The following is an 18,746-nucleotide window of genomic DNA, read 5'->3' as shown; positions in this document are numbered from 1 at the left end:
GGGGTTGGGATGAGCGAGAACGTCGAACGTCCGGTCGCAGACATGACCGAGGCAGAGGCCGTCGCCGAATGGGCGGAACTGGCAGGCAAGGTGCTTGACGCCAACGTTGCGTATCACCGTGACGATGCGCCCACACTGACGGATGCGGCCTATGACCGCATGAAGCGCCGTCTGGCCGAGCTTGAGGCCGCCTTCCCGGCGATTGATCGGGCGGCGCAGATGAAAAGCCCGACGGCCATGGTCGGGGCGCCAGTGGCTGACGGGTTTCGCAAGGTCACTCATGCGGTGCCGATGCTCAGCCTGGAAAACGCCTTTGAGGAAGGCGAGGTCGTCGAATTCACCGACCGCATCCGCCGCTTTCTGGGCCATGCCGGGGCCATCAGCTTTACGGCCGAGCCGAAGATTGACGGGCTTTCCCTGTCGCTGCGCTATGAGAAGGGCGCTCTGGTCCAAGCTGCCACGCGCGGCGACGGCGAGGTGGGCGAGAACGTGACGGACAACGCCCGCACGATTGGCGATATCCCCCAGACCCTGATCGGCGCGCCGGATCTGCTTGAGGTGCGCGGCGAGGTTTACATGTCGCATGCCGATTTTCTGGCCTTGAACCAACGGCAGGCGGCTGATGGCGAGAAGGTCTTCGCCAACCCGCGCAATGCCGCGGCCGGGTCCTTGCGGCAGTTGGATGCCGGGATCACCGCCAAGCGGCCGCTGCGGTTTTTTGCCTATGCCTGGGGCGCGCTTTCGGCCCCGCTGGCCCCAACTCAGTTTGGCGCGATCCAGCGCTTCACCGAGTTGGGGTTCGCAACCAACCCGCTGACCGTTCTGTGCGACGGTCCCGAGGCGATGCTGGATCACTATCGCCGGGTCGAGGCGCAGCGGGCGACGCTGGGCTATGACATTGACGGGGTGGTCTACAAGGTTGACGACCTCGCCCTGCAGGCCCGGCTTGGGTTCCGCTCAACGACCCCCCGTTGGGCCATCGCGCACAAGTTTCCCGCGGAACTCGCCTGGACCGAGCTTTTGGGGATCGACATTCAGGTCGGCCGGACTGGGGCGCTGTCGCCCGTCGCGCGCCTCCGGCCGGTGACCGTGGGCGGTGTGGTCGTCAGCAACGCGACGCTGCACAATGAGGACTACATTGCCGGGCGGGATTCCAAGGGGAACCCGATCCGCGACGGCAAGGATATTCGGCTGGGCGACTGGGTGCAGGTCTACCGCGCCGGGGACGTGATCCCCAAAGTCGCAGACGTGGATCTGGCGCGTCGCAAGGACGGCGCGCAACCCTATGTTTTCCCGCAGATTTGCCCCGAATGCGGCAGCCCCGCCCATCGCGAGGTTGGCGATTCCGTCCGGCGCTGCACCGGCGGGCTGATCTGCCCGGCCCAAGCGGTGGAGCGGTTGAAGCATTTCGTCAGCCGCGGGGCCTTCGACATCGAAGGTCTCGGCTCCAAACAGGTGGAGATGTTCTTCCGTGACAGCCTTCTGCCGGTAAAAGCCCCCGCCGATATCTTCACGCTTGCCGCAAGAGACGCCGTCAACCCCTTGCAGAAGCTGAAGAATCGGGATGGCTTTGGGGACGTCTCCGCCGCCAAGCTCTTTGCGGCCATCGAAGCAAAGCGCGTCATCCCATTGGATCGGCTGATCTTTTCCCTGGGCATCAGGCATGTGGGCGAAGTGGCGGCAGGCTTGTTGGCCCGGCACTACGGCACTTGGCCGGCGTTTGAGGCTGCCATCACCCACGCCACCCCCGGCAGCGCGGATTGGGCGGAACTGACGGCGATTGACGGGGTGGGGACGGTGCTGGCGCAAAGTCTGGTCGATGCCTTCCAGAACCCCGCTGAACGCGCCGCGATGGATGCGCTTGTCGCCGAACTTGACGTGCAACCCGTGGCCCGGCGCGGCGCGGTCGACAGTCCGGTTGCAGGCAAGACCGTCGTCTTCACCGGCAGTCTGGAAAAGATGACCCGCGCGGAAGCGAAAGCCCGGGCCGAGGCTTTGGGCGCGAAGGTTGCCGGATCGGTCAGCGCAAAGACTGATCTGGTGATCGCGGGCCCCGGTGCAGGGTCAAAGGCCAAGGACGCCGAACGGCTGGGGGTGGAGATCATCGACGAAGACGCCTGGCTGCGGCTGATCGGCGGATGACCCGGCCCGAGGCCCTTTTCCCGCTGTTCGCGGAGTTGGAGACACTGCCCGGTGTCGGGCCAAAGGCTGCGCAAGCCTTTGAAATGCTGGGCGTGGCCCGGCCAAAGGACCTGCTTTACCTCTTGCCGCACTCGGGCGTGGACCGGACCCGCCGCGCCTCGGTCCGCGATGTGACCCCGCCGACAACCCTGACGGTGGAGGTGGAGGTTGGCGCCCATCTGGCGCCGCGGCTGAAGGGCAAGCCCTACCGTGTGATGGTCAAGGATGAGCGGCTGGAATTCATGCTGGTCTTCTTCCACGCCCGGGCCGATTTTCTGCAAAGATTGCTGCCGACCGGACAGCGCCGCCTGATCTCGGGCAAGGTCGAACTTTTCGACGGCATCGCCCAGATGGTCCACCCTGACCATGTGCTGCGGCCGGAGGAAGCGGGGGAGTTGCCGACCTATGAACCCGTCTACCCGCTGACGGCCGGTCTGACGCAAAAGGTCGTCGCCAAGGCCGTGGCCGCCGCGTTGACCCGGGTCCCGCCGCTTGGTGAATGGATTGATCCCGCCCTAAAGGCGCGTGAGGGCTGGCCGGATTGGCCCGCCGCCCTGACGGCAGCCCACGCGCCCGACACAGCGGCGGCGCTTGCGGCCACCCATCCGGTCCGGACGCGCCTCGCTTATGACGAGCTTTTTGCCCATCAGGTGACCCTTGCGCTGGCCCGCGCCTCGATCCGCCGGGCCAAGGGGGTTGCGACGGTTGGGGATGGCTCGCTTCGCGCCAAGGTGCTGGCGGGTCTGCCCTACGCGCCAACTGCCGCCCAGACCCGCGCGATTGCCGAGATTGCGGCGGACATGGCCGCGCCGCTGCGCATGAACCGGCTTTTGCAGGGCGACGTTGGGTCAGGCAAAACCCTTGTCGCCTTCCAGGCTCTTCTGGTCGCGGTTGAGTCGGGAGGGCAGGGCGTGATGATGGCCCCGACCGAAATCCTTGCCCGCCAGCATTTTGAGGGTTTGGCCCCGCTCGCCCGCGCGGCAGGGGTCAGGCTGGAACTGCTGACGGGTCGTGATCGGGGGGCGGACCGGGCGATGAAACTGGAAGATCTGGCGATGGGGCGCATTCCGATTTTGGTCGGCACCCATGCGGTCTTTCAGAAGGATGTCACCTTCAAGGACCTGCGCCTTGCCGTGGTGGATGAACAGCACCGCTTTGGCGTCGTCCAGCGGATGGAACTGGGCGCCAAGGGCGAAGCGGTGGATGTGCTGGTGATGACCGCAACACCGATCCCCCGCAGCCTTGCGCTGGCCACGCATGGCGACATGGATGTGTCCGTGCTGGATGAAAAACCGGCCGGTCGCAAACCGATCCGCACGGCGATGGTGTCGGACGAACGGCTGGATGAGGTCGTCGATCACCTGCGTAAGGCGGTGGCAGAGGGGCGGCAGGCCTATTGGGTCTGCCCCTTGGTCGAGGAATCCGAAGTGGTGGACTACGCCAGCGCCGAGGAACGCTTTCGCACCTTACGCGCCGAGTTGGGGGATCGGGTCGGGCTGGTCCACGGCCAGATGCCGCCAGCCGACAAGGACGCCGCAATGGCCCGCTTTGTGGCGGGTGAGACGTCCGTGCTGGTGGCGACAACGGTGATCGAAGTCGGGGTGAACGTGCCCAACGCCTCCATCATGGTGATCGAGCGGGCGGAAACCTTTGGCCTTGCGCAGCTCCACCAGTTGCGCGGCCGGGTTGGCAGGGGCGATGCAGCCTCGACCTGTCTGATGCTCTATCAGGCGCCCTTGAACGAAACCGGCCGCCGCCGCTTGACCACGATCCGCGACACGGAGGACGGGTTTCGCATCGCGGAAGAAGACCTCGCGATGCGCGGGGCCGGGGATGTGATCGGCACCGCGCAATCCGGGCTGCCCCGGTTCCGTGTGGCTGATCTGGAACGTCAGGCGGCGCTGATGGCGCTGGCCCAGTCCGACGCACGCAAGCTTCTGCTCGATGACCCCAGCCTGACCAGCGCGCGCGGCCGATCCGTGCGGGCTCTGCTTTGGCTGCTGGATCAGGACCGGGCGATCCGACTGATCACTGTGGGATAAGGGGGAACCCGTCCGGCCCCCTGCGTGTTGACCCCTGAGCAGGTGGGGCGATGCAGTGTGGATGTCCCGCTTTGTTCTCATTTGTTCTTAAAAAGTTCTTTACAACCGTTGCCGGACATGAGAACAATCAAGCAACAAGTAGGGAGAACGCCATGAAAGCCGCCGTAAAGACCCTTCTGACCCACACCCCGCGTGGCGCGGTTGAAGATACCGTCGGCCTTCTCGCGCTGTTTGTTCTGCTGTTCGCCGTGCTCTCTGTGCCCGGCCTTGCCTGAGGTTTCTGCCCCGCGCTCTGTCCCCCAAGGGTGATCGGCCTTCCCCCCATGCCCGTCATGGTTTGCCGGTTCCAGATGCGCTACTGCCGCCGCCATCCCCGGGATGCGCGGCGGTTTTTTTTATGCTGTGGCTGTAGCCATCGCTTCACACACCGCTTCGATCGCCAGCAGGATCGAGGCATGGCGGTTCTTGTAGTCGCGGGCTGGCAGCAGCACCTCGAAACCGTCGAAAGGGGCGGCGGGGACGGGGCCGGACTCTTTCAGCATCGCCCGAAGCTGGTTCTGTGCGGCCTGAAGTTCGGGCAGGGTGCGGCCGATGACCGCCGCGCCGACGACCGCCGCCGCGGCCTGGCCAAGCGCGCAGGCTTTCACGTCCTGCGCAAACTCGGCAACGCGGCCGTCCTTGGCGACCACATCCACCGTCACGGTCGAGCCGCAGAGCGGTGAGCGTTTGCGCACCGTGGCCTGGGGTGCGGCAAGCCGCCCGTGATGCGGGATGTCTGCCGCAAGCGCGAGGATGCGGTTGGAGTAGAGCTGGAGAAGGTCGCTGTCGCTCATGGAAACTCCCTGCCTGACCCTGTATGTAGTCTGCTGCGCCCGGCCTGCCAAGGAGTGACACGATGCCGTTTGATCCCGAAAGCCTGAGGTTTGACGACAAGGGATTGATCCCTTGCGTGGCGCAGGACCATGTCTCGGGTGAGGTGCTGATGGTCGCGTGGATGAACGCGGCCTCGGTCGCGGCCACCTTGGAGACCGGGAAGGTCACCTACTGGTCGCGGTCGCGGCAGGCGTTCTGGGTCAAGGGAGAGACGTCGGGCCACCATCAGCGGCTGGTGGAGTTGCGGGTCGATTGCGACCGGGATTGCCTGCTGGCACTGGTCGAGCAGGAGGGGCCGGCCTGTCACACCGGGCGGCGGTCGTGTTTCTATACGGCGGTCCGGGAGGGTGAGGAAGTCGAGATCATCGCGGTGTCCCTGCCCGGGACAAATCCCTAAGCCATTGACTTGAAAGGATAGCCAGAACAGCGTTAAGCCGTTGGTAACCCTACCATCCGGCGGATGTCGGCGGGGGTCGCACCTTCGGACCGGTACTTCGCAATGGCGCGGGCGTCGTCGCGTTTGGCAAGGCGCTTGCCTTGGTCGTCGCGGATCAGGCGGTGGTGGTGGTAGATCGGCGTGGGCAGGCCGAAGAGGTGCTGCAGGAGAACGTGGATCTTTGTCGCTTCGGTCAGGTCCGCGCCCCGGATGACATGGGTGATACCCTGCGCGGCATCGTCAAGGACGACTGAAAGATGGTAGGACGTGCCCATGTCGCGCCGGGCAATGACGATGTCGCCAACGCTCTTGGTCATGTCTTCGGGGGTGAACTCAATGCGGCCAGCCCTGCCTTCGGGACCGATTCCAGTTTCCTGATAGGTTGCGTAGGAGTGCCAGCCCCCCTGCGCACTGTCGATGCGGTGGATGAAGGCGTCGCTGCGATGCGCCGCGATAGCCATATTCAGACGGAAGGTATCGGTCTGGGGGCGTGGATGCGTCTCGGGGAAGGTCCGTTCGAACCACATACGGTCACGGCAGGTTCCGGGATAGATCAGCCCGTCCGGACCGCTTGGCAGCGCCACGCCTTCCTGCGGCGCTGACAGAGCTGCTGCGATATCGCTGCGTGTACAAATGCAGGGGTAGATCAGGCCCATATCCCACAGCATATCAAGGGCTTGGGAGTAAGTTGGCAACCTGTCCGACTGACGCATCGGGTCGGCGTCCCACCAGACCCCTAACCAGTTAAGATCGTCGATCACCTGGAGCTCCCACTCCGGCTTGGAGCGCTGGCGGTCGATATCTTCGATCCGGAGTAGGAACTTGCCGCCCTCGGCGCGGGCCATGTCATGCGCAAGGATTGCGGAATAGGCGTGGCCAAGATGCAAAGGCCCGGTGGGGCTGGGGGCGAAGCGGGTTACGAACATGAGACCCCGTCCCGGGTCTGACCCGGGACCCCCATCTGGGAGTGGCGCGCGGCTGGACCACGAGGCCCCGGCGCGGGGGCCGGGGCGGGAAGGCGTCTGGCGGGGTGCCCCCCACCCCCATCCCCTCCCCACAAGGGGGAGGGGAGGCGCTTGTCATGCGGCGCGGGAGTCAGGCCTCCAGCCATGCCTGAAACGCTTGCTTGGCGCGGTCGGTATAGGCCTTGTAGCGCACGGTGCGGCCGCGACGGCCACCCTTGGCGTCAATCGGGGGAAAGAGGCCGAAGTTGACGTTCATCGGCTGAAACGTCTTCGCCTCAGCCCCGCCGGTGATGTGGGTCACAAGGGCACCCATCGCGGTTTCGGGTGGCGGCGGGGGGAGAGCGCGGCCTTGAATTTCGGCAGCGGCCATGCGGCCCGCCAGCAGGCCCATGGCGGCACTTTCGACATAGCCTTCGACCCCGGTGATCTGACCGGCAAAGCGGATATGCGGGTGCGACTTGAGGCGCATCTGCGCATCGAGCAGCGTGGGCGAATTGATGAAGGTGTTGCGGTGGATGCCGCCAAGCCGGGCAAAGCTGGCATCCTGCAGCCCGGGAATCATTTTCAGAACAGCGGTTTGCGCGCCATACTTCATCTTGGTCTGAAAGCCGACGATGTTGTAGAGCGTGCCCAGCTTGTTGTCGCGGCGAAGCTGCACGACGGCATAGGGCTTGACGTCCGGTCGGTGCGCATTGGTCAGGCCGACCGGCTTCATCGGGCCATGGCGCAGCGTTTCGCGGCCGCGTTCGGCCATCACTTCGATCGGCAGGCAGCCGTCGAAATAGCCGGCGGTTTCGCCTTCGTGAAACTCGGTCTTTTCGGCGGCGAGGAGGGCGTCGATGAAAGCCTCATACTCGTCCTTGGTCATCGGGCAGTTGATGTAGGCCTTTTGTTCATCCTCCGTCTCGCCCTTGTCGTAGCGGCTTTGCAGCCAGGCGGTGTCCATGTCGATGCTGTCGGCATAGACGATGGGGGCGATGGCGTCGAAGAAGGCCAGCGCCTCGGCCCCGGTGGCGGATTTGATCGACTGAGCAAGGCCGGGGCTGGTCAGCGGACCCGTGGCGATGATCCAGTGGCCGGTGGAGGGAAGTTCGGTAACCTCTTCATAAGAGGCAGAAATCAGCGGATGGGCCTTCAGCTTTTCCGTGACGGCCGCAGCGAAGGGGTCACGATCCACGGCCAGCGCGCCGCCAGCGGGCAGGCGGTGTTTTTCCGCCATCTGCATCACCAGACCGCCGGCGGTACGCATTTCCCAATGCAGCAGGCCGACGGCGTTCTGTTCGTGGTCGTCCGAGCGGAACGAGTTGGAGCAGACCATTTCGGCGAAATCGCCAGTGCGGTGGGCGAAGGTGCCCACCTTGGGGCGCATTTCGTGGATGGTGACGGGGATGCCCGCGTTGGCCGCGGCCCAGGCGGATTCGGAGCCCGCCATGCCGCCGCCGATGATGTGAAGTGTGTCCATGGGGGGATGTAGCTTTGTGGGGCCGGTGGCGCAAGGAGGGGCGCTGCCCCTCGCGCGTGCCGCGCTCACCCCGGGATATTTGGGGACAGAAAATGGGCTTCGCGGTGGGCTTTGGTGAAGGCGGCGGGGTCGTCGGTGGGGTGGCCGAGGGCGGCGGCCTTGAGGAAGAAGCCGGGCGCGGGAAGCTGGTCGGGCGAGAGGCGCTGGCGGAGGAGGGCGGCGCGGAACGGGCGGTTCGCGGCGGCGTCCTGTTCCATCAGTGCCTCAAGCTGGGCCGTCAGGTCGGCCATGCGTAGGCTGAGGTCTTTGGCAAGCGCGCCGTAGGTTGTGGTTTCGCCCGCCGCCGCAAGGGCGGCGAGCGCGTCCTCAAGCCTCGTCATTGCCGGGTTCGGGGCCTTGCTCCGCCACGCGGGCGACCGAGACCACGTCTTCGTCACTGGCGACATTGAACACTTTGACGCCGCCGGCTGACCGTGACCGGAAGCTGATCTGGTCGACCGGCACGCGGATCGACTGGCCGGTGGAGGTGGCGAGCATGATCTGGTCGGCGAGGGTGACCGGGAAGGAGGCGATGATGCGGCCACCGCGCGGGCCGGGGGAGATGGCCTTGACGCCCATGCCGCCGCGGCCCCTTACGGGGTAGTCGTGGCTGGAGGAGAGCTTGCCCGAGCCGCCCTTGGTGACGGTCAGGATCAGGTCTTCGGCCGCTGACATCTCGGCATAGCGTTCGGGGCTAAGCTGGCCTGCGGGAACGGTTTCTTCCTCATCATCCGCCTCATCTTCCGTGACACCGGCCATCAGGCGGCGCTGTTTGAGGTAGGCTTCGCGTTCGGCCGGGTCGGCTTCGAAATGGCGGATGATCGACATGCTGACGACATGGTCGCCTTCGGCCAGCCGGATGCCGCGCACGCCGGTGGAGCCGCGCGATTTGAAGACGCGGATTTCGGTGGTGGAGAAGCGGATGGCGCGGCCGGCTTCGGTGACCAGCATCACATCGTCCTGATCGTCGGCGATGGCGGCGTTCACGAGGGAGACGCCTTCGGGCAGTTTCATCGCGATCTTGCCGTTGCGCATGACGTTGGTGAAGTCGGAGAGGTCGTTTTGGCGGACGTCGCCGTCGGAGGTGGCGAAGACGATCTGGAGGGTTTCCCACTCCTCCTCAGGCACGTCGACGGGCATGAGGGCGGCGATGGTGATGCCGGCGGTGATCGGCAGGATGTTGACCATCGCTTTGCCCTTGGCGGTGCGGCCGGCGAGGGGGAGGCGCCAGGTCTTCAGCTTGTAGACCATGCCGTCGGTGGTGAAAAAGAGGAGCCAAGTGTGTGTATTGGCGACAAAAAGGGTCGTCACCACATCGTCTTCCTTGGTCTGCATCGAGGCCAGACCCTTGCCGCCCCGGTTCTGGGACCGGAACTCCGCCAGAGGGGTGCGCTTGATGTAGCCGCCCGACGTGATGGTGACGACCATATCCTCACGCTCGATCAGGTCTTCGTCCTCCATGTCGCCGGCCCAGTCGACAATCTCGGTGCGGCGGGGGACAGCGAAGAGGGTCTTCATCTCGGTCAATTCGTCCGAGATGATCGCCATGATCCGGTCACGGGAGCCCAGAATTTCAAGGTAATCCTTGATCTTGGCGGCGAGTTCTTCCAGCTCGTCGGTGACTTCCTTGACGCCCAAGGCGGTCAGGCGTTGGAGGCGCAGATCGAGGATCGCGCGGGCCTGGATTTCCGACAGGTTATAGGTACCGTCGTCGTTGATCGTGTGGCTGGGGTCGTCGATCAGCTTGATATACTGAGCAATATCATGCGCGGGCCACCGCCGGGTCATCAGCTTTTCGCGTGCTTCAGCCGCGTCGGCAGAGGCGCGGATGGTGCGGACGACCTCATCGACGTTGGACACGGCGACGGCGAGGCCGCAGAGGACGTGGCTGCGCTCGCGGGCCTTGCGGAGTTCAAAGGCGGTGCGGCGGGCAACAACTTCCTCACGGAAGGTGATGAAATGATGCAGGAAATCGCGCAGGGTCAGCTGTTCCGGCCGCCCGCCATTCAGGGCCAGCATGTTGCAGCCAAACGAAACCTGCATGGCGGAAAAACGGAAAAGCTGGTTCAGCACGACATCGGGGGTCGCGTCGCGCTTGAGTTCGATCACCACGCGGACGCCGATCCGGTCGGATTCGTCGGCGATGTTGGAGATGCCTTCGACACGCTTGTCACGGACCAGTTCGGCGATCTTTTCGATCATCGTGGCCTTGTTGACCTGATAGGGCACCTCGTCGATGACGATGGCGAAGCGGTCCTTGCGGATTTCCTCGATATGGGTTTTCGCGCGGATGATGACCGACCCGCGCCCTTCAAGATACGCCTTGCGCGCGCCGGAGCGGCCGAGGATCAACCCGCCGGTCGGAAAGTCTGGCGCGGGGATGATGTCCATCAGCGCTTCCATGCTGATGTCGGGGTTTTCGATCATGGCAAGCGTGCCGTCGATCACTTCGCCAAGGTTATGCGGCGGGATGTTGGTGGCCATGCCGACGGCGATGCCGCCCGCGCCGTTGACCAGCATGTTGGGAAAGCGGGCGGGCAGGACGGTGGGTTCCTGATCCTTGCCGTCATAGTTGTCCTGAAAATCGACCGTTTCCTTGTCGATATCGGCCAGAAGATAGGCGGCGGGCTTGTCCATCCGCACTTCGGTGTAGCGCATGGCGGCAGCGTTATCGCCGTCCATGCTGCCGAAGTTGCCTTGGCCATCCAGCAGCTTCAGCGACATGCTGAACGGCTGGGCCATCCGCACCAGAGCGTCGTAGATCGCCCTGTCGCCGTGGGGGTGGTATTTCCCCATCGTGTCGCCCACCGGGCGGGCCGATTTGCGGTAGGACTTGTCATGCGTGTTGCCGGATTCGTGCATCGCAAACAGGATGCGGCGGTGAACGGGTTTCAACCCGTCGCGCAGGTCAGGAATCGCCCGGGAAACGATCACGCTCATCGCGTAATCGAGGTAGGCGGTCTTCATCTCGGTCGAGATGTCGATCTGCGGGCCGTGATGCACCGCGCGTTCGGGCGTTTCTTCCGTCTTATCAGTGTCTTCCGGGATATCCGCCACTGCGCTGTCCGCCTTCGATCAGGTATCAATATATAGCTGGCAGAAGGATACACCATTCAAGCTATGGGGTGCAATGGCGGTCAGGATGAAGTCGCGGCTTTCAGGGAGTGAGCCGCATGAACTTACTACGTTCTGGATTCAGCAATTAGCCCTGCGTCAGAAAGAAGGCGCTTCAATGTTATCACTATCTCAGAATCTCTTGAAATTGGCTTCACAATGTCTGTGTGCGTTGCTCCAAGAATTGGAATTGCATTGGGGTCATCAACTGTTGCCGATGAAACAGGAACTACCATATCAGCCGTGCCATATATTGAGCGTATGTGACCCTCAACTCCAAGATTTTTCGACTTCCAGAAATCCCAAGAAGAGTTGAGTTGCACGAGTTCAGCAGAAGTCGGAGAAAGCTCCCTCAATTGCTCTGATGACAGGCCGGGTATAAGCTTCGTCGCAGTAGCTAGAGCAGTCCCAGTGTGCGGCGATGCGACGAACGTTACTTGTTTAATTGCGCTATCGATCGGTTTTGACTTAATCATTTGACTTGTAATGAATTTCCGGACCACGATTCCTCCCATGCTGTGCGCGATGATCGCAAATTTAGTATTCTGCAGTGTGAAATGGTTCCTGATCCAGTTATCAAGGTTCTCTGATACAAAGTGAACTGCTGGCGAGTGCTGCAAGGCACTGGTCGGAAACTCGTATACCGCGCTCTTGAGATTAGTTTCCTCTTCAAGAAATTTGGGCAACTTTCCAAAAGAGGAAGCGGCACCATTCCAGCCGTGCACAAAGAGAATGTAGCGGTCAGTTGGACGCGCCTCTCGGGGCATTGATACTGTGAGTCTAGTCACAGCCTTTTCACTCTTCTCAATGCTATACTGATCAACCAAATCAAGAAAAACCTGTATCTCAGGCTTCAAATCTCCTGCTTTGTGCACTTTGACGGCTTCGCTCAAAATTGCGAGTATTTTCTTCGCAGTCTCAGTATCAAAATCTGCCTCAAATATAACGCAGCCAGGTCGAAATGTTGGAGTTCGAATATCGCCAGATTGTAGTCCAAATGCTGTCGAGAAATCTCCCAGAAATCTTGCTTGGTAAGCATCGTCAAATTCTTTGAAACTCAAATTCAACTTTAGACGTAATCTCATGTTGATCTCTTCACAAATTCACAATGTATTGCGCAGTTGCAGATATCCATTGCTTCCACCGGACTGTCGCTCACTACCTAAGTATGCTGAACCTCCTCTTGAGTAAAGTCCTGGCAGGTCGATGTGCACCTCTTAAGTGAAATCTATTCTTGGAGGTTCACGCTGAGTCGTCTCTTGGGCGATCTTCGGTTGCTATGCGGGCCCTTCAGCTACTTGTGACTTCATGAAAATTTACTACATTGAAAAGGTAGCGCAGAGAGAGAGTTGAAGGATGACGCCAAAGTCCAGTTCTGGGGTGGGGAGAGTGACTGAGCTGCTGTTGGGCGGCTACGGGCTGACCACGGCAGAGCTTTTCTATAGGATGCCGGATTATCGCAATGTTCTCAACAGCTTCATCTGGCAGGAATATGATCTTGCCCCGGACTACCCGGAACTATTCAAATTCATCGAGTTCTGGCAGGACACGATCGAAGGGCCACTGCATTCCGTGCGCTTCACCCACCGCAAGCTGATTGCGCCCGGTGAGTGGCGTAATGTGGTGGGGGAGTTCCGAATTCACTAACCTGCCGCGCGCAGGATCATGCCGTAAAGATCGCGGGGGTCGTCGGGGTCGGCGATCATGTCCAGATTGTCGTAAAGCCCGGTCGCCTTTGACTTGGCGAGGATATAGCGCAGGGCGGCGAAATCCTCGATCGCGAAGCCGACGCTGTCGAACAGGGTGACTTCGGCGGCGCTGGTGCGACCTTGGGTGGCGCCGGTGATGACCTGCCACAGTTCGGTGACCGGGTGGTCGGGGTCAAGCTGCTGAATTTCGCCTTCCACGCGGGTCTGGGCGGGGTATTCGACGAAGATCTTCGACCGCAGCAGGATGTCGCGGTGGAGTTCCGTCTTGCCGGGGCAATCGCCGCCGACGCCGTTGATATGGACGCCCGCGCCCAGCATGTTGTCGGTCAGGATGGTGGCGTTGGTCTTGTCGGCGGTGACGGTGGTGATGATCTGCGCGCCAAGGATCGCCTCTTCCGGGGTGGCGCATTGCACGACGTTTAGGCCGGAGCCGGCAAGGTTGCGGGCGCATTTGGCGGTGGCGGCGGGGTCGATGTCGTAAAGGCGCACTTCGGTCAGCCCGCAGATCGCCTTGAAGGCGAGGGCCTGAAACTCGGCCTGCGCGCCGTTGCCGATCAGGGCCATGGTGGTTGCCCCCTTGGGCGCAAGGTGTTTTGCGGCCATGGCTGAGGTCGCGGCGGTGCGGAGCGCGGTGAGGATGGTCATTTCGGAGAGCAGGACGGGGTAGCCGGTGGCGACATCGGCCAGCAGACCGAAGGCAGTCACGGTCTGGAGGCCCTGCTTCATGTTCGCCGGGTGGCCGTTGACGTATTTGAAACCGTAGGTGACGCCGTCCGAGGTGGGCATCAGTTCGATCACGCCAACATCGGAATGGGAGGCGATGCGGGGGGTCTTGTCGAACAGGGGCCAGCGGCGGAAATCGGCCTCGATCTCGGCGGCGAGGTCGATGAGGACGCGTTCGATGCCAAGATGCAGGACCAGTTGCATCATCTTGTCGACGGAGACGAAGGGGACAAGGTTCAGCATCATTTGCTCCGCGTGGGGCGGTCAAAGACCTTCTTGCCCATGAGCGAGCCGACCAGATCAACCATCAGCCGGGCGGTCATGCCGCGGTCGTCAAGGAAGGGGTTCAGCTCGACCAGATCGAGGGAGGTCACAAGGCCGCTTTCGTGCAGAAGCTCCATCACCAGATGCGCCTCACGGAACGTGGTGCCGCCGGGGACGGTGGTGCCGACGGCGGGGGCGATGGAGGGGTCAAGGAAATCGACATCGAGCGAGACGTGGAGCATTCCGCCCTCGGCGCGCACAAGATCAAGGAATTCGCGCAACGGGGCGACAAGGCCGCGTTCGTCGATCACCCGCATGTCGTTGACCTGGATGTCGTGAAGCAGCATCGCCGCCTGTTCGGCCGGATCGACGGAGCGGATGCCGAACATGCAGATCCGGTGGGCGGGGACCGGGGCCGGGAAGGGGGGGAAGGCGTCAAACCCCTCACGCCCGGCGATATAGGCGAGGGGGGTGCCGTGCAGGTTGCCCGAGGTGGTGGTCATCGGCGTGTGGAAGTCGGAGTGGGCGTCAAGCCAGAGCAGGAACAGCGGGCGGCCCTGACGATGGGCAAAGGCGGCGGCTGCGGCGGCGGAACCGAGGGCAAGCGAATGGTCGCCGCCCATGATTATCGGAAAGCCACCCTGCGAGAGGGCATCGTCGACCTTGTCCATCAGCGCCACGGTCCAGCCGACGGTTTCGGCAAGGGAATGGACTGCCGGGTTCGGACAGGCGACGGCAAGAAGCGGCGGCAGGGTCAGATCGCCCCAATCCTCGACACCGTGGCCTTCGGAGGAGACTTCGCGCGCGATCCCGGCGACGCGGTAGGCGGCCGGGCCCATCAGGCAGCCGGGGCGTTTCTGGCCGGTGTCGATGGGCGCGCCGATCAGGATTGTCTTGGGCATGGGGTCCTCGCTGGGTTTGACCGGGTGTAACGGGGCTGACCTGCCAGTGGCAACGCACAAAAGGCCGGTTCCGGAAGGGTATGCCCGGCAGATTGCCCAATGGCGCGGCGGAAGGGCGCAGGGTATTTCTTATGGCGGCCGAGACGCCTAGTATGACATGGAAACGGGAGTAGGCCATGATCATCGAACTTGGGCATTTCGCGCTGATCCTGGCGCTGATGGTGGCGCTGGTGCAATCGACCCTGCCGCTGTGGGGCGCGCATCGGGGCGACGCCCGGCTGATGGCGCTGGCCGAGCCTGCGGCGATGATCCAGCTGGTGCTGGTGGCGGCGTCCTTCGGGGTGTTGACCTGGGCCTTTGTCGCGTCGGACTTTTCGCTGGCCGTGGTCGTGTCGAACTCGCACACGGAGAAGCCGCTTCTCTACAAGATCTCGGGCGTCTGGGGGAACCATGAGGGATCCTTGCTGCTGTGGGTGCTGATTTTGGCGGTCTATGGCGCGGCGGTGGCGGTCTGGGGCGGCAACCTGCCGATGCGGTTGAAGGCGCGGGTGCTGTCGGTGCAGGGCATGATCGGCGTGGCCTTCCTGTTGTTCATGCTGCTGACGTCAAACCCGTTCTGGCGGCTGGCGGCACCGCCGCTTGACGGGCAAGACCTGAACCCCTTGCTGCAAGACCCCGGTTTGGCCTTCCACCCGCCGTTCCTGTATCTTGGCTATGTCGGCCTGAGCATGGCGTTCAGCTTTGCCGTCGCCGCCCTGATCGAAGGCCGGGTCGATGCCGCTTGGGGCCGCTGGGTGCGGCCGTGGACGCTGGCGGCTTGGGTCTTCCTGACCATCGGCATCGCACTGGGGTCGTGGTGGGCCTATTACGAGCTTGGCTGGGGCGGGTTCTGGTTCTGGGACCCGGTGGAAAACGCAAGCTTCATGCCATGGCTGCTGGCGGCGGCGCTGCTGCACAGCGCCATCGTGGTGGAAAAACGCGAAAGCCTGAAGGCCTGGACGATCCTGCTGGCGATCATGGCCTTCGGGTTCAGCCTGATCGGCACGTTCATCGTACGGTCGGGGGTCATCACATCCGTCCATGCCTTTGCGAATGACCCGGAACGGGGGGTGTTCATCCTGATGATCCTTGGTGTGTTCACCGGGGGGGCGCTGGTCCTGTTTGCCCTGCGCGCCGGGGTGATGGAGGCGAAGGGTATCTTCGCCGTCGTCAGCCGCGAAAGCGCGCTCGTGGCCAACAACATCCTGCTGGCGGTGTCGGCCTTTGTGGTGTTCATCGGCACGATCTGGCCCCTGATCGCCGAGCTTTTGCTGGGCCGGACGCTGAGCGTGGGTGAGCCGTTCTTCAACGCAGCCTTCACCCCCTTTGTCGTGGGCCTAGCGCTGATCCTGCCGCCGGGGGCGATGTTGGCCTGGAAGCGGGGCACCATCGCGCGGTCGTTCCGCGCGCTGGTCCCGGCCTTGCTGCTGGCGCTGTCGCTGGGGGCGCTGGCCTTTGCGATGCAGACCAACCAGACGGCGCTGGGGCCGATTGGTCTGGCGCTTGGGGCTTGGGTGCTGTTCGGCGCCATGACCGACATCTGGGCCCGCACTGGGCGCGAGGGGATTGGCGCGCGGTTTGCCCGCCTTGCCCGGCTGCCCCGGGCCGACTGGGGCAAGGCGGTGGCACATGGGGGCCTTGGGATCACGATCTTTGCGGTGTCGGCCATGCTGGCCTGGAAGATCGAGGATATCCGCGTGGTGCAGGTTGGCGAAAGCTTCCCTTTGGGCACCTATGAAGTGCGGCTGGACGATGTGCGCGACGTGGAAGGGCCGAACTACCTGTCCACCATGGCGTTCATGACGGTCATGCGTGACGGTGTCGTGGTGGCCGAGCTTACCCCGGAAAAGCGGGTCTATCCGGTCGCCGGCATGCCAACGACCGAGGCCGGGATCGACTATGGCTTCCTGCGCGACGTCTATCTGGTGCTGGGTGATCGGCAGCAATCTGGCGGTTGGGCGGTGCGCAGCTACATCGAACCCTTTGCCAACTGGCTGTGGGGGGGCTGCATCCTGATGGCGCTTGGCGGCCTCCTCAGCCTGAGCGACCGGCGCTACCGCGTGGCGGCAGGTGCGCGCAAGGCGCCGGTCGTGGCCGGGGTGCCCGCGGAATGAGAGCGTTCGTGCTTGCGCTGATGCTGGTGGCGACACCGGCGCTGGCGGTGCAGCCGGATGAGATTCTGGCGGACCCCGCGTTGGAGGCCCGCGCGCGGGAGATCAGCCGCGACATCCGCTGCCCGGTTTGCCAGGGCGAGTCGATCGACGATTCCAGCGCGCCGATCAGCCGCGATCTGCGGATCATCATCCGGGAGCGTCTGGTGGCGGGCGATAGCGACCGTGAGGTGGTGGACTATATCGTTGCCCGCTATGGCGAATTCGTGCTGTTCAACCCGCGGGCCGAAGGGTCGAACCTGATCCTTTGGCTGGCGGGGCCCGCGTTGTTTCTGGCGGGTTTGGCGATCGCCGTCGCGGCGCAGCGGCGCCGGGTGGCACCAGAAACCCGCCTGACCGAGGCTGACGAGGCGCGGCTGCGCGAAATCCTGAAGGAGTGACGCCGCGTTCGGCTTTGGCCGGGGCGCGATAACCCGCTAGCCTTGCCGCAACAGCGGGAGGGGTGTCGATGGACTGGATCACGGTGGCGGCTGAGGGCGGGGTGACGACGATCACGCTGAACCGGCCCGAGGTGATGAATGCGCTGAACCGCGGTCTGCGGGGCGAACTGACCCAGGCGCTGCGTGCGGGTCATGCGGGCCGGGTGATCGTGCTGACCGGGGCAGGGCGGGCGTTCTGTTCGGGTCAGGATCTGGGCGATGCGCAAAGCCTTGGGGCGGTGGATTTCGAAGCAGTGCTGCGCGACGAATATGTGCCGATGATCCGGGCGATCACCGAGGCTCCGGTCCCCGTCATCGCGGCGGTGAACGGCGTGGCAGCAGGGGCGGGGGCCAATCTGGCGCTGGCCTGTGATCTGGTGATTGCGGCCGAAAGCGCCAGTTTCATCCAGGCCTTCGCGCGGATCGGGCTGATCCCGGATGCGGGCGGCACCAGTTTCCTGCCGCGCCGGGTGGGGATGCAGCGGGCGATGGGGGCAGCCCTGCTGGCCGAACCAGTCAGCGCGCGGACGGCTGAGGCCTGGGGGATGATCTGGGAAGCCGTGCCGGACGACCGCTTTGCCGATGTCGTGGCGGCACGGGCGGCCCAGCTGGCGGCGGGGCCGACTGGGGCCTATGCCGCGCTGAAACAGGCGCTGCGCGGGGCGTTCGATCAGGATCTTGAAACCCAGCTGGCGCTGGAAGCGCGACTGCAGGGCACCTGCGGCGCAAGCGCCGACTTTCAGGAGGGGGTGGCGGCGTTTCTGGAAAAGCGCCGCCCCAAGTTCACTGGAACGTAAGGGACACGGGCCGTCTGACCCGCGCTAGGCCGCTGAAGTTACCCCGCGTGATAAGGCCGCAACCCCGGTCCGGGCAATCTCAAGCAGTCCCAGCGGGCGCATCAGATCGGCGAAGGCGTCGATCTTTTCGGGCGTGCCGGTCATTTCGAACACGAAGCTTTCCAGCGTCGAGTCCACTACGTTTGCCCGAAAAATCTCGGCCAGCTGCAGCGCCTCGACCCGGGCGGCGCCTTTGCCGGCGACCTTGAACAGCGCAAGTTCACGCTGGACGCACGGACCCTCGGCGGTCAGGTCATGCACGTCATAGACCGGGACCATCCGGCGCAGTTGTGCCTCGATCTGGTCGATCACGGCGGGCGTGCCGCGGGTGACGATGGTGATGCGGCTGCGGTGCCCAGTGTGGTCAACCTCGGCCACTGTCAGGCTGTCGATGTTGTAACCGCGCCCCGAGAACAGGCCGATCACGCGCGCCAGGACCCCGGGTTCGTTCTCGACGATCACGGCGAGGGTGTGACTTTCCTCGACCTCGGTATGGCTGTCGCGCAGGTCATAGGCCGAGTGGCTCGATGAGCCTTTCTTGATGTTCAGTGCTGACATGTGTTCTTCCCAA

At 63.6% G+C, this 18,746-nt stretch carries 17 protein-coding genes; 8 read left to right on the top strand and 9 right to left on the bottom strand.

Annotated features, from left to right (window positions below; genetic code table 11):
* Positions 1–9: 9 nt before the first annotated feature.
* The 3 genes from ligA (at position 10) to EI545_RS21725 (ending at position 4,498) form a co-directional block, all read left to right on the top strand.
* Positions 10–2,142: an NAD-dependent DNA ligase LigA gene (ligA, locus tag EI545_RS01150; RefSeq protein WP_125323760.1), complete on the top strand. Its 2,133-nt coding sequence runs from the start codon at positions 10–12 to the stop codon at positions 2,140–2,142.
* Positions 2,139–4,223 (top strand): ATP-dependent DNA helicase RecG, encoded by a 2,085-nt coding sequence (gene recG, locus EI545_RS01145; RefSeq protein WP_125323759.1) that lies wholly within the window; start codon positions 2,139–2,141, stop codon positions 4,221–4,223. The genes ligA and recG overlap by 4 nt, the downstream gene beginning before the upstream one ends.
* A 152-nt stretch (positions 4,224–4,375) precedes the next feature.
* A complete protein-coding gene (locus EI545_RS21725) occupies positions 4,376–4,498 on the top strand; it encodes a hypothetical protein (protein ID WP_281275735.1) in 123 nt (40 codons plus the stop codon).
* Positions 4,499–4,618: 120 nt separating this feature from the next.
* Here the strand turns inward: EI545_RS21725 and EI545_RS01140 are convergent, their stop codons facing one another.
* Positions 4,619–5,056: an iron-sulfur cluster assembly scaffold protein gene (locus tag EI545_RS01140; protein ID WP_125323758.1), complete on the bottom strand. Its 438-nt coding sequence runs from the start codon at positions 5,054–5,056 to the stop codon at positions 4,619–4,621.
* A 62-nt stretch (positions 5,057–5,118) separates the two neighbouring features.
* Between EI545_RS01140 and hisI the strand changes: the two genes are divergently transcribed.
* A complete protein-coding gene (hisI, locus tag EI545_RS01135) occupies positions 5,119–5,493 on the top strand; it encodes a phosphoribosyl-AMP cyclohydrolase (protein WP_125323757.1) in 375 nt (124 codons plus the stop codon).
* Between the two features lie 32 nt (positions 5,494–5,525).
* Here hisI and gluQRS read toward each other — a convergent pair whose 3' ends face one another.
* The 5 genes from gluQRS to EI545_RS01110 all read right to left on the bottom strand — a co-directional run bounded on the left by gluQRS (position 5,526) and on the right by EI545_RS01110 (position 12,197).
* Positions 5,526–6,458 carry a tRNA glutamyl-Q(34) synthetase GluQRS gene (gene gluQRS / locus EI545_RS01130; protein WP_125323756.1) on the bottom strand — a complete coding sequence of 311 codons (933 nt, stop codon included), beginning with the start codon at positions 6,456–6,458 and terminating at the stop codon, positions 5,526–5,528.
* Between the two features lie 169 nt (positions 6,459–6,627).
* Complete coding sequence (trmFO, locus tag EI545_RS01125) at positions 6,628–7,959, bottom strand: methylenetetrahydrofolate--tRNA-(uracil(54)-C(5))-methyltransferase (FADH(2)-oxidizing) TrmFO (protein WP_125323755.1); 1,332 nt, start codon at positions 7,957–7,959, stop codon at positions 6,628–6,630.
* Between the two features lie 65 nt (positions 7,960–8,024).
* A complete protein-coding gene (locus EI545_RS01120; protein ID WP_125323754.1) occupies positions 8,025–8,339 on the bottom strand; it encodes a hypothetical protein in 315 nt (104 codons plus the stop codon).
* Positions 8,326–11,055, bottom strand: a complete 2,730-nt coding sequence (gene gyrA / locus EI545_RS01115) for a DNA gyrase subunit A (protein WP_125323753.1) — start codon at positions 11,053–11,055, stop codon at positions 8,326–8,328. The genes EI545_RS01120 and gyrA overlap by 14 nt, the downstream gene beginning before the upstream one ends.
* A gap of 125 nt (positions 11,056–11,180) precedes the next feature.
* The gene (locus EI545_RS01110) at positions 11,181–12,197 is read right to left on the bottom strand and encodes an esterase/lipase family protein (protein WP_125323752.1); all 1,017 of its coding nucleotides are present in this window, start codon (positions 12,195–12,197) and stop codon (positions 11,181–11,183) included.
* A gap of 271 nt (positions 12,198–12,468) precedes the next feature.
* On the opposite strand from EI545_RS01110, the gene EI545_RS01105 reads away from it, so the two are divergent.
* On the top strand, positions 12,469–12,759 hold the full coding sequence (locus EI545_RS01105) for an usg protein (RefSeq protein ID WP_125323751.1): 291 nt from the start codon (positions 12,469–12,471) through the stop codon (positions 12,757–12,759).
* On the opposite strand, the gene EI545_RS01100 is transcribed toward EI545_RS01105, so the two are convergent.
* On the bottom strand, positions 12,756–13,790 hold the full coding sequence (locus EI545_RS01100) for an ornithine cyclodeaminase (RefSeq protein WP_125323750.1): 1,035 nt from the start codon (positions 13,788–13,790) through the stop codon (positions 12,756–12,758). The genes EI545_RS01105 and EI545_RS01100 overlap by 4 nt on opposite strands.
* Positions 13,787–14,710: an arginase gene (gene rocF / locus EI545_RS01095; protein ID WP_125323749.1), complete on the bottom strand. Its 924-nt coding sequence runs from the start codon at positions 14,708–14,710 to the stop codon at positions 13,787–13,789. Before rocF ends, EI545_RS01100 begins: the two co-directional genes overlap by 4 nt.
* A gap of 176 nt (positions 14,711–14,886) precedes the next feature.
* On the opposite strand from rocF, the gene EI545_RS01090 reads away from it, so the two are divergent.
* The 3 genes from EI545_RS01090 to EI545_RS01080 all read left to right on the top strand — a co-directional run bounded on the left by EI545_RS01090 (position 14,887) and on the right by EI545_RS01080 (position 18,136).
* Positions 14,887–16,863, top strand: a complete 1,977-nt coding sequence (locus tag EI545_RS01090) for a heme lyase CcmF/NrfE family subunit (RefSeq protein WP_125323748.1) — start codon at positions 14,887–14,889, stop codon at positions 16,861–16,863.
* Complete coding sequence (locus EI545_RS01085; RefSeq protein WP_125323747.1) at positions 16,860–17,300, top strand: cytochrome c-type biogenesis protein; 441 nt, start codon at positions 16,860–16,862, stop codon at positions 17,298–17,300. Before EI545_RS01090 ends, EI545_RS01085 begins: the two co-directional genes overlap by 4 nt.
* Before the next feature lie 68 nt (positions 17,301–17,368).
* Complete coding sequence (locus tag EI545_RS01080; protein WP_125323746.1) at positions 17,369–18,136, top strand: enoyl-CoA hydratase-related protein; 768 nt, start codon at positions 17,369–17,371, stop codon at positions 18,134–18,136.
* Between the two features lie 24 nt (positions 18,137–18,160).
* On the opposite strand, the gene ilvN is transcribed toward EI545_RS01080, so the two are convergent.
* The gene (ilvN, locus tag EI545_RS01075; RefSeq protein WP_125323745.1) at positions 18,161–18,733 is read right to left on the bottom strand and encodes an acetolactate synthase small subunit; all 573 of its coding nucleotides are present in this window, start codon (positions 18,731–18,733) and stop codon (positions 18,161–18,163) included.
* Between the last annotated feature and the right edge of the window lie 13 nt (positions 18,734–18,746).

Origin of the sequence: Tabrizicola piscis, from assembly GCF_003940805.1 — a bacterium.
GTDB lineage: Bacteria > Pseudomonadota > Alphaproteobacteria > Rhodobacterales > Rhodobacteraceae > Tabrizicola > Tabrizicola piscis.
This window is presented reverse-complemented; position numbering and strand designations above follow the sequence as displayed.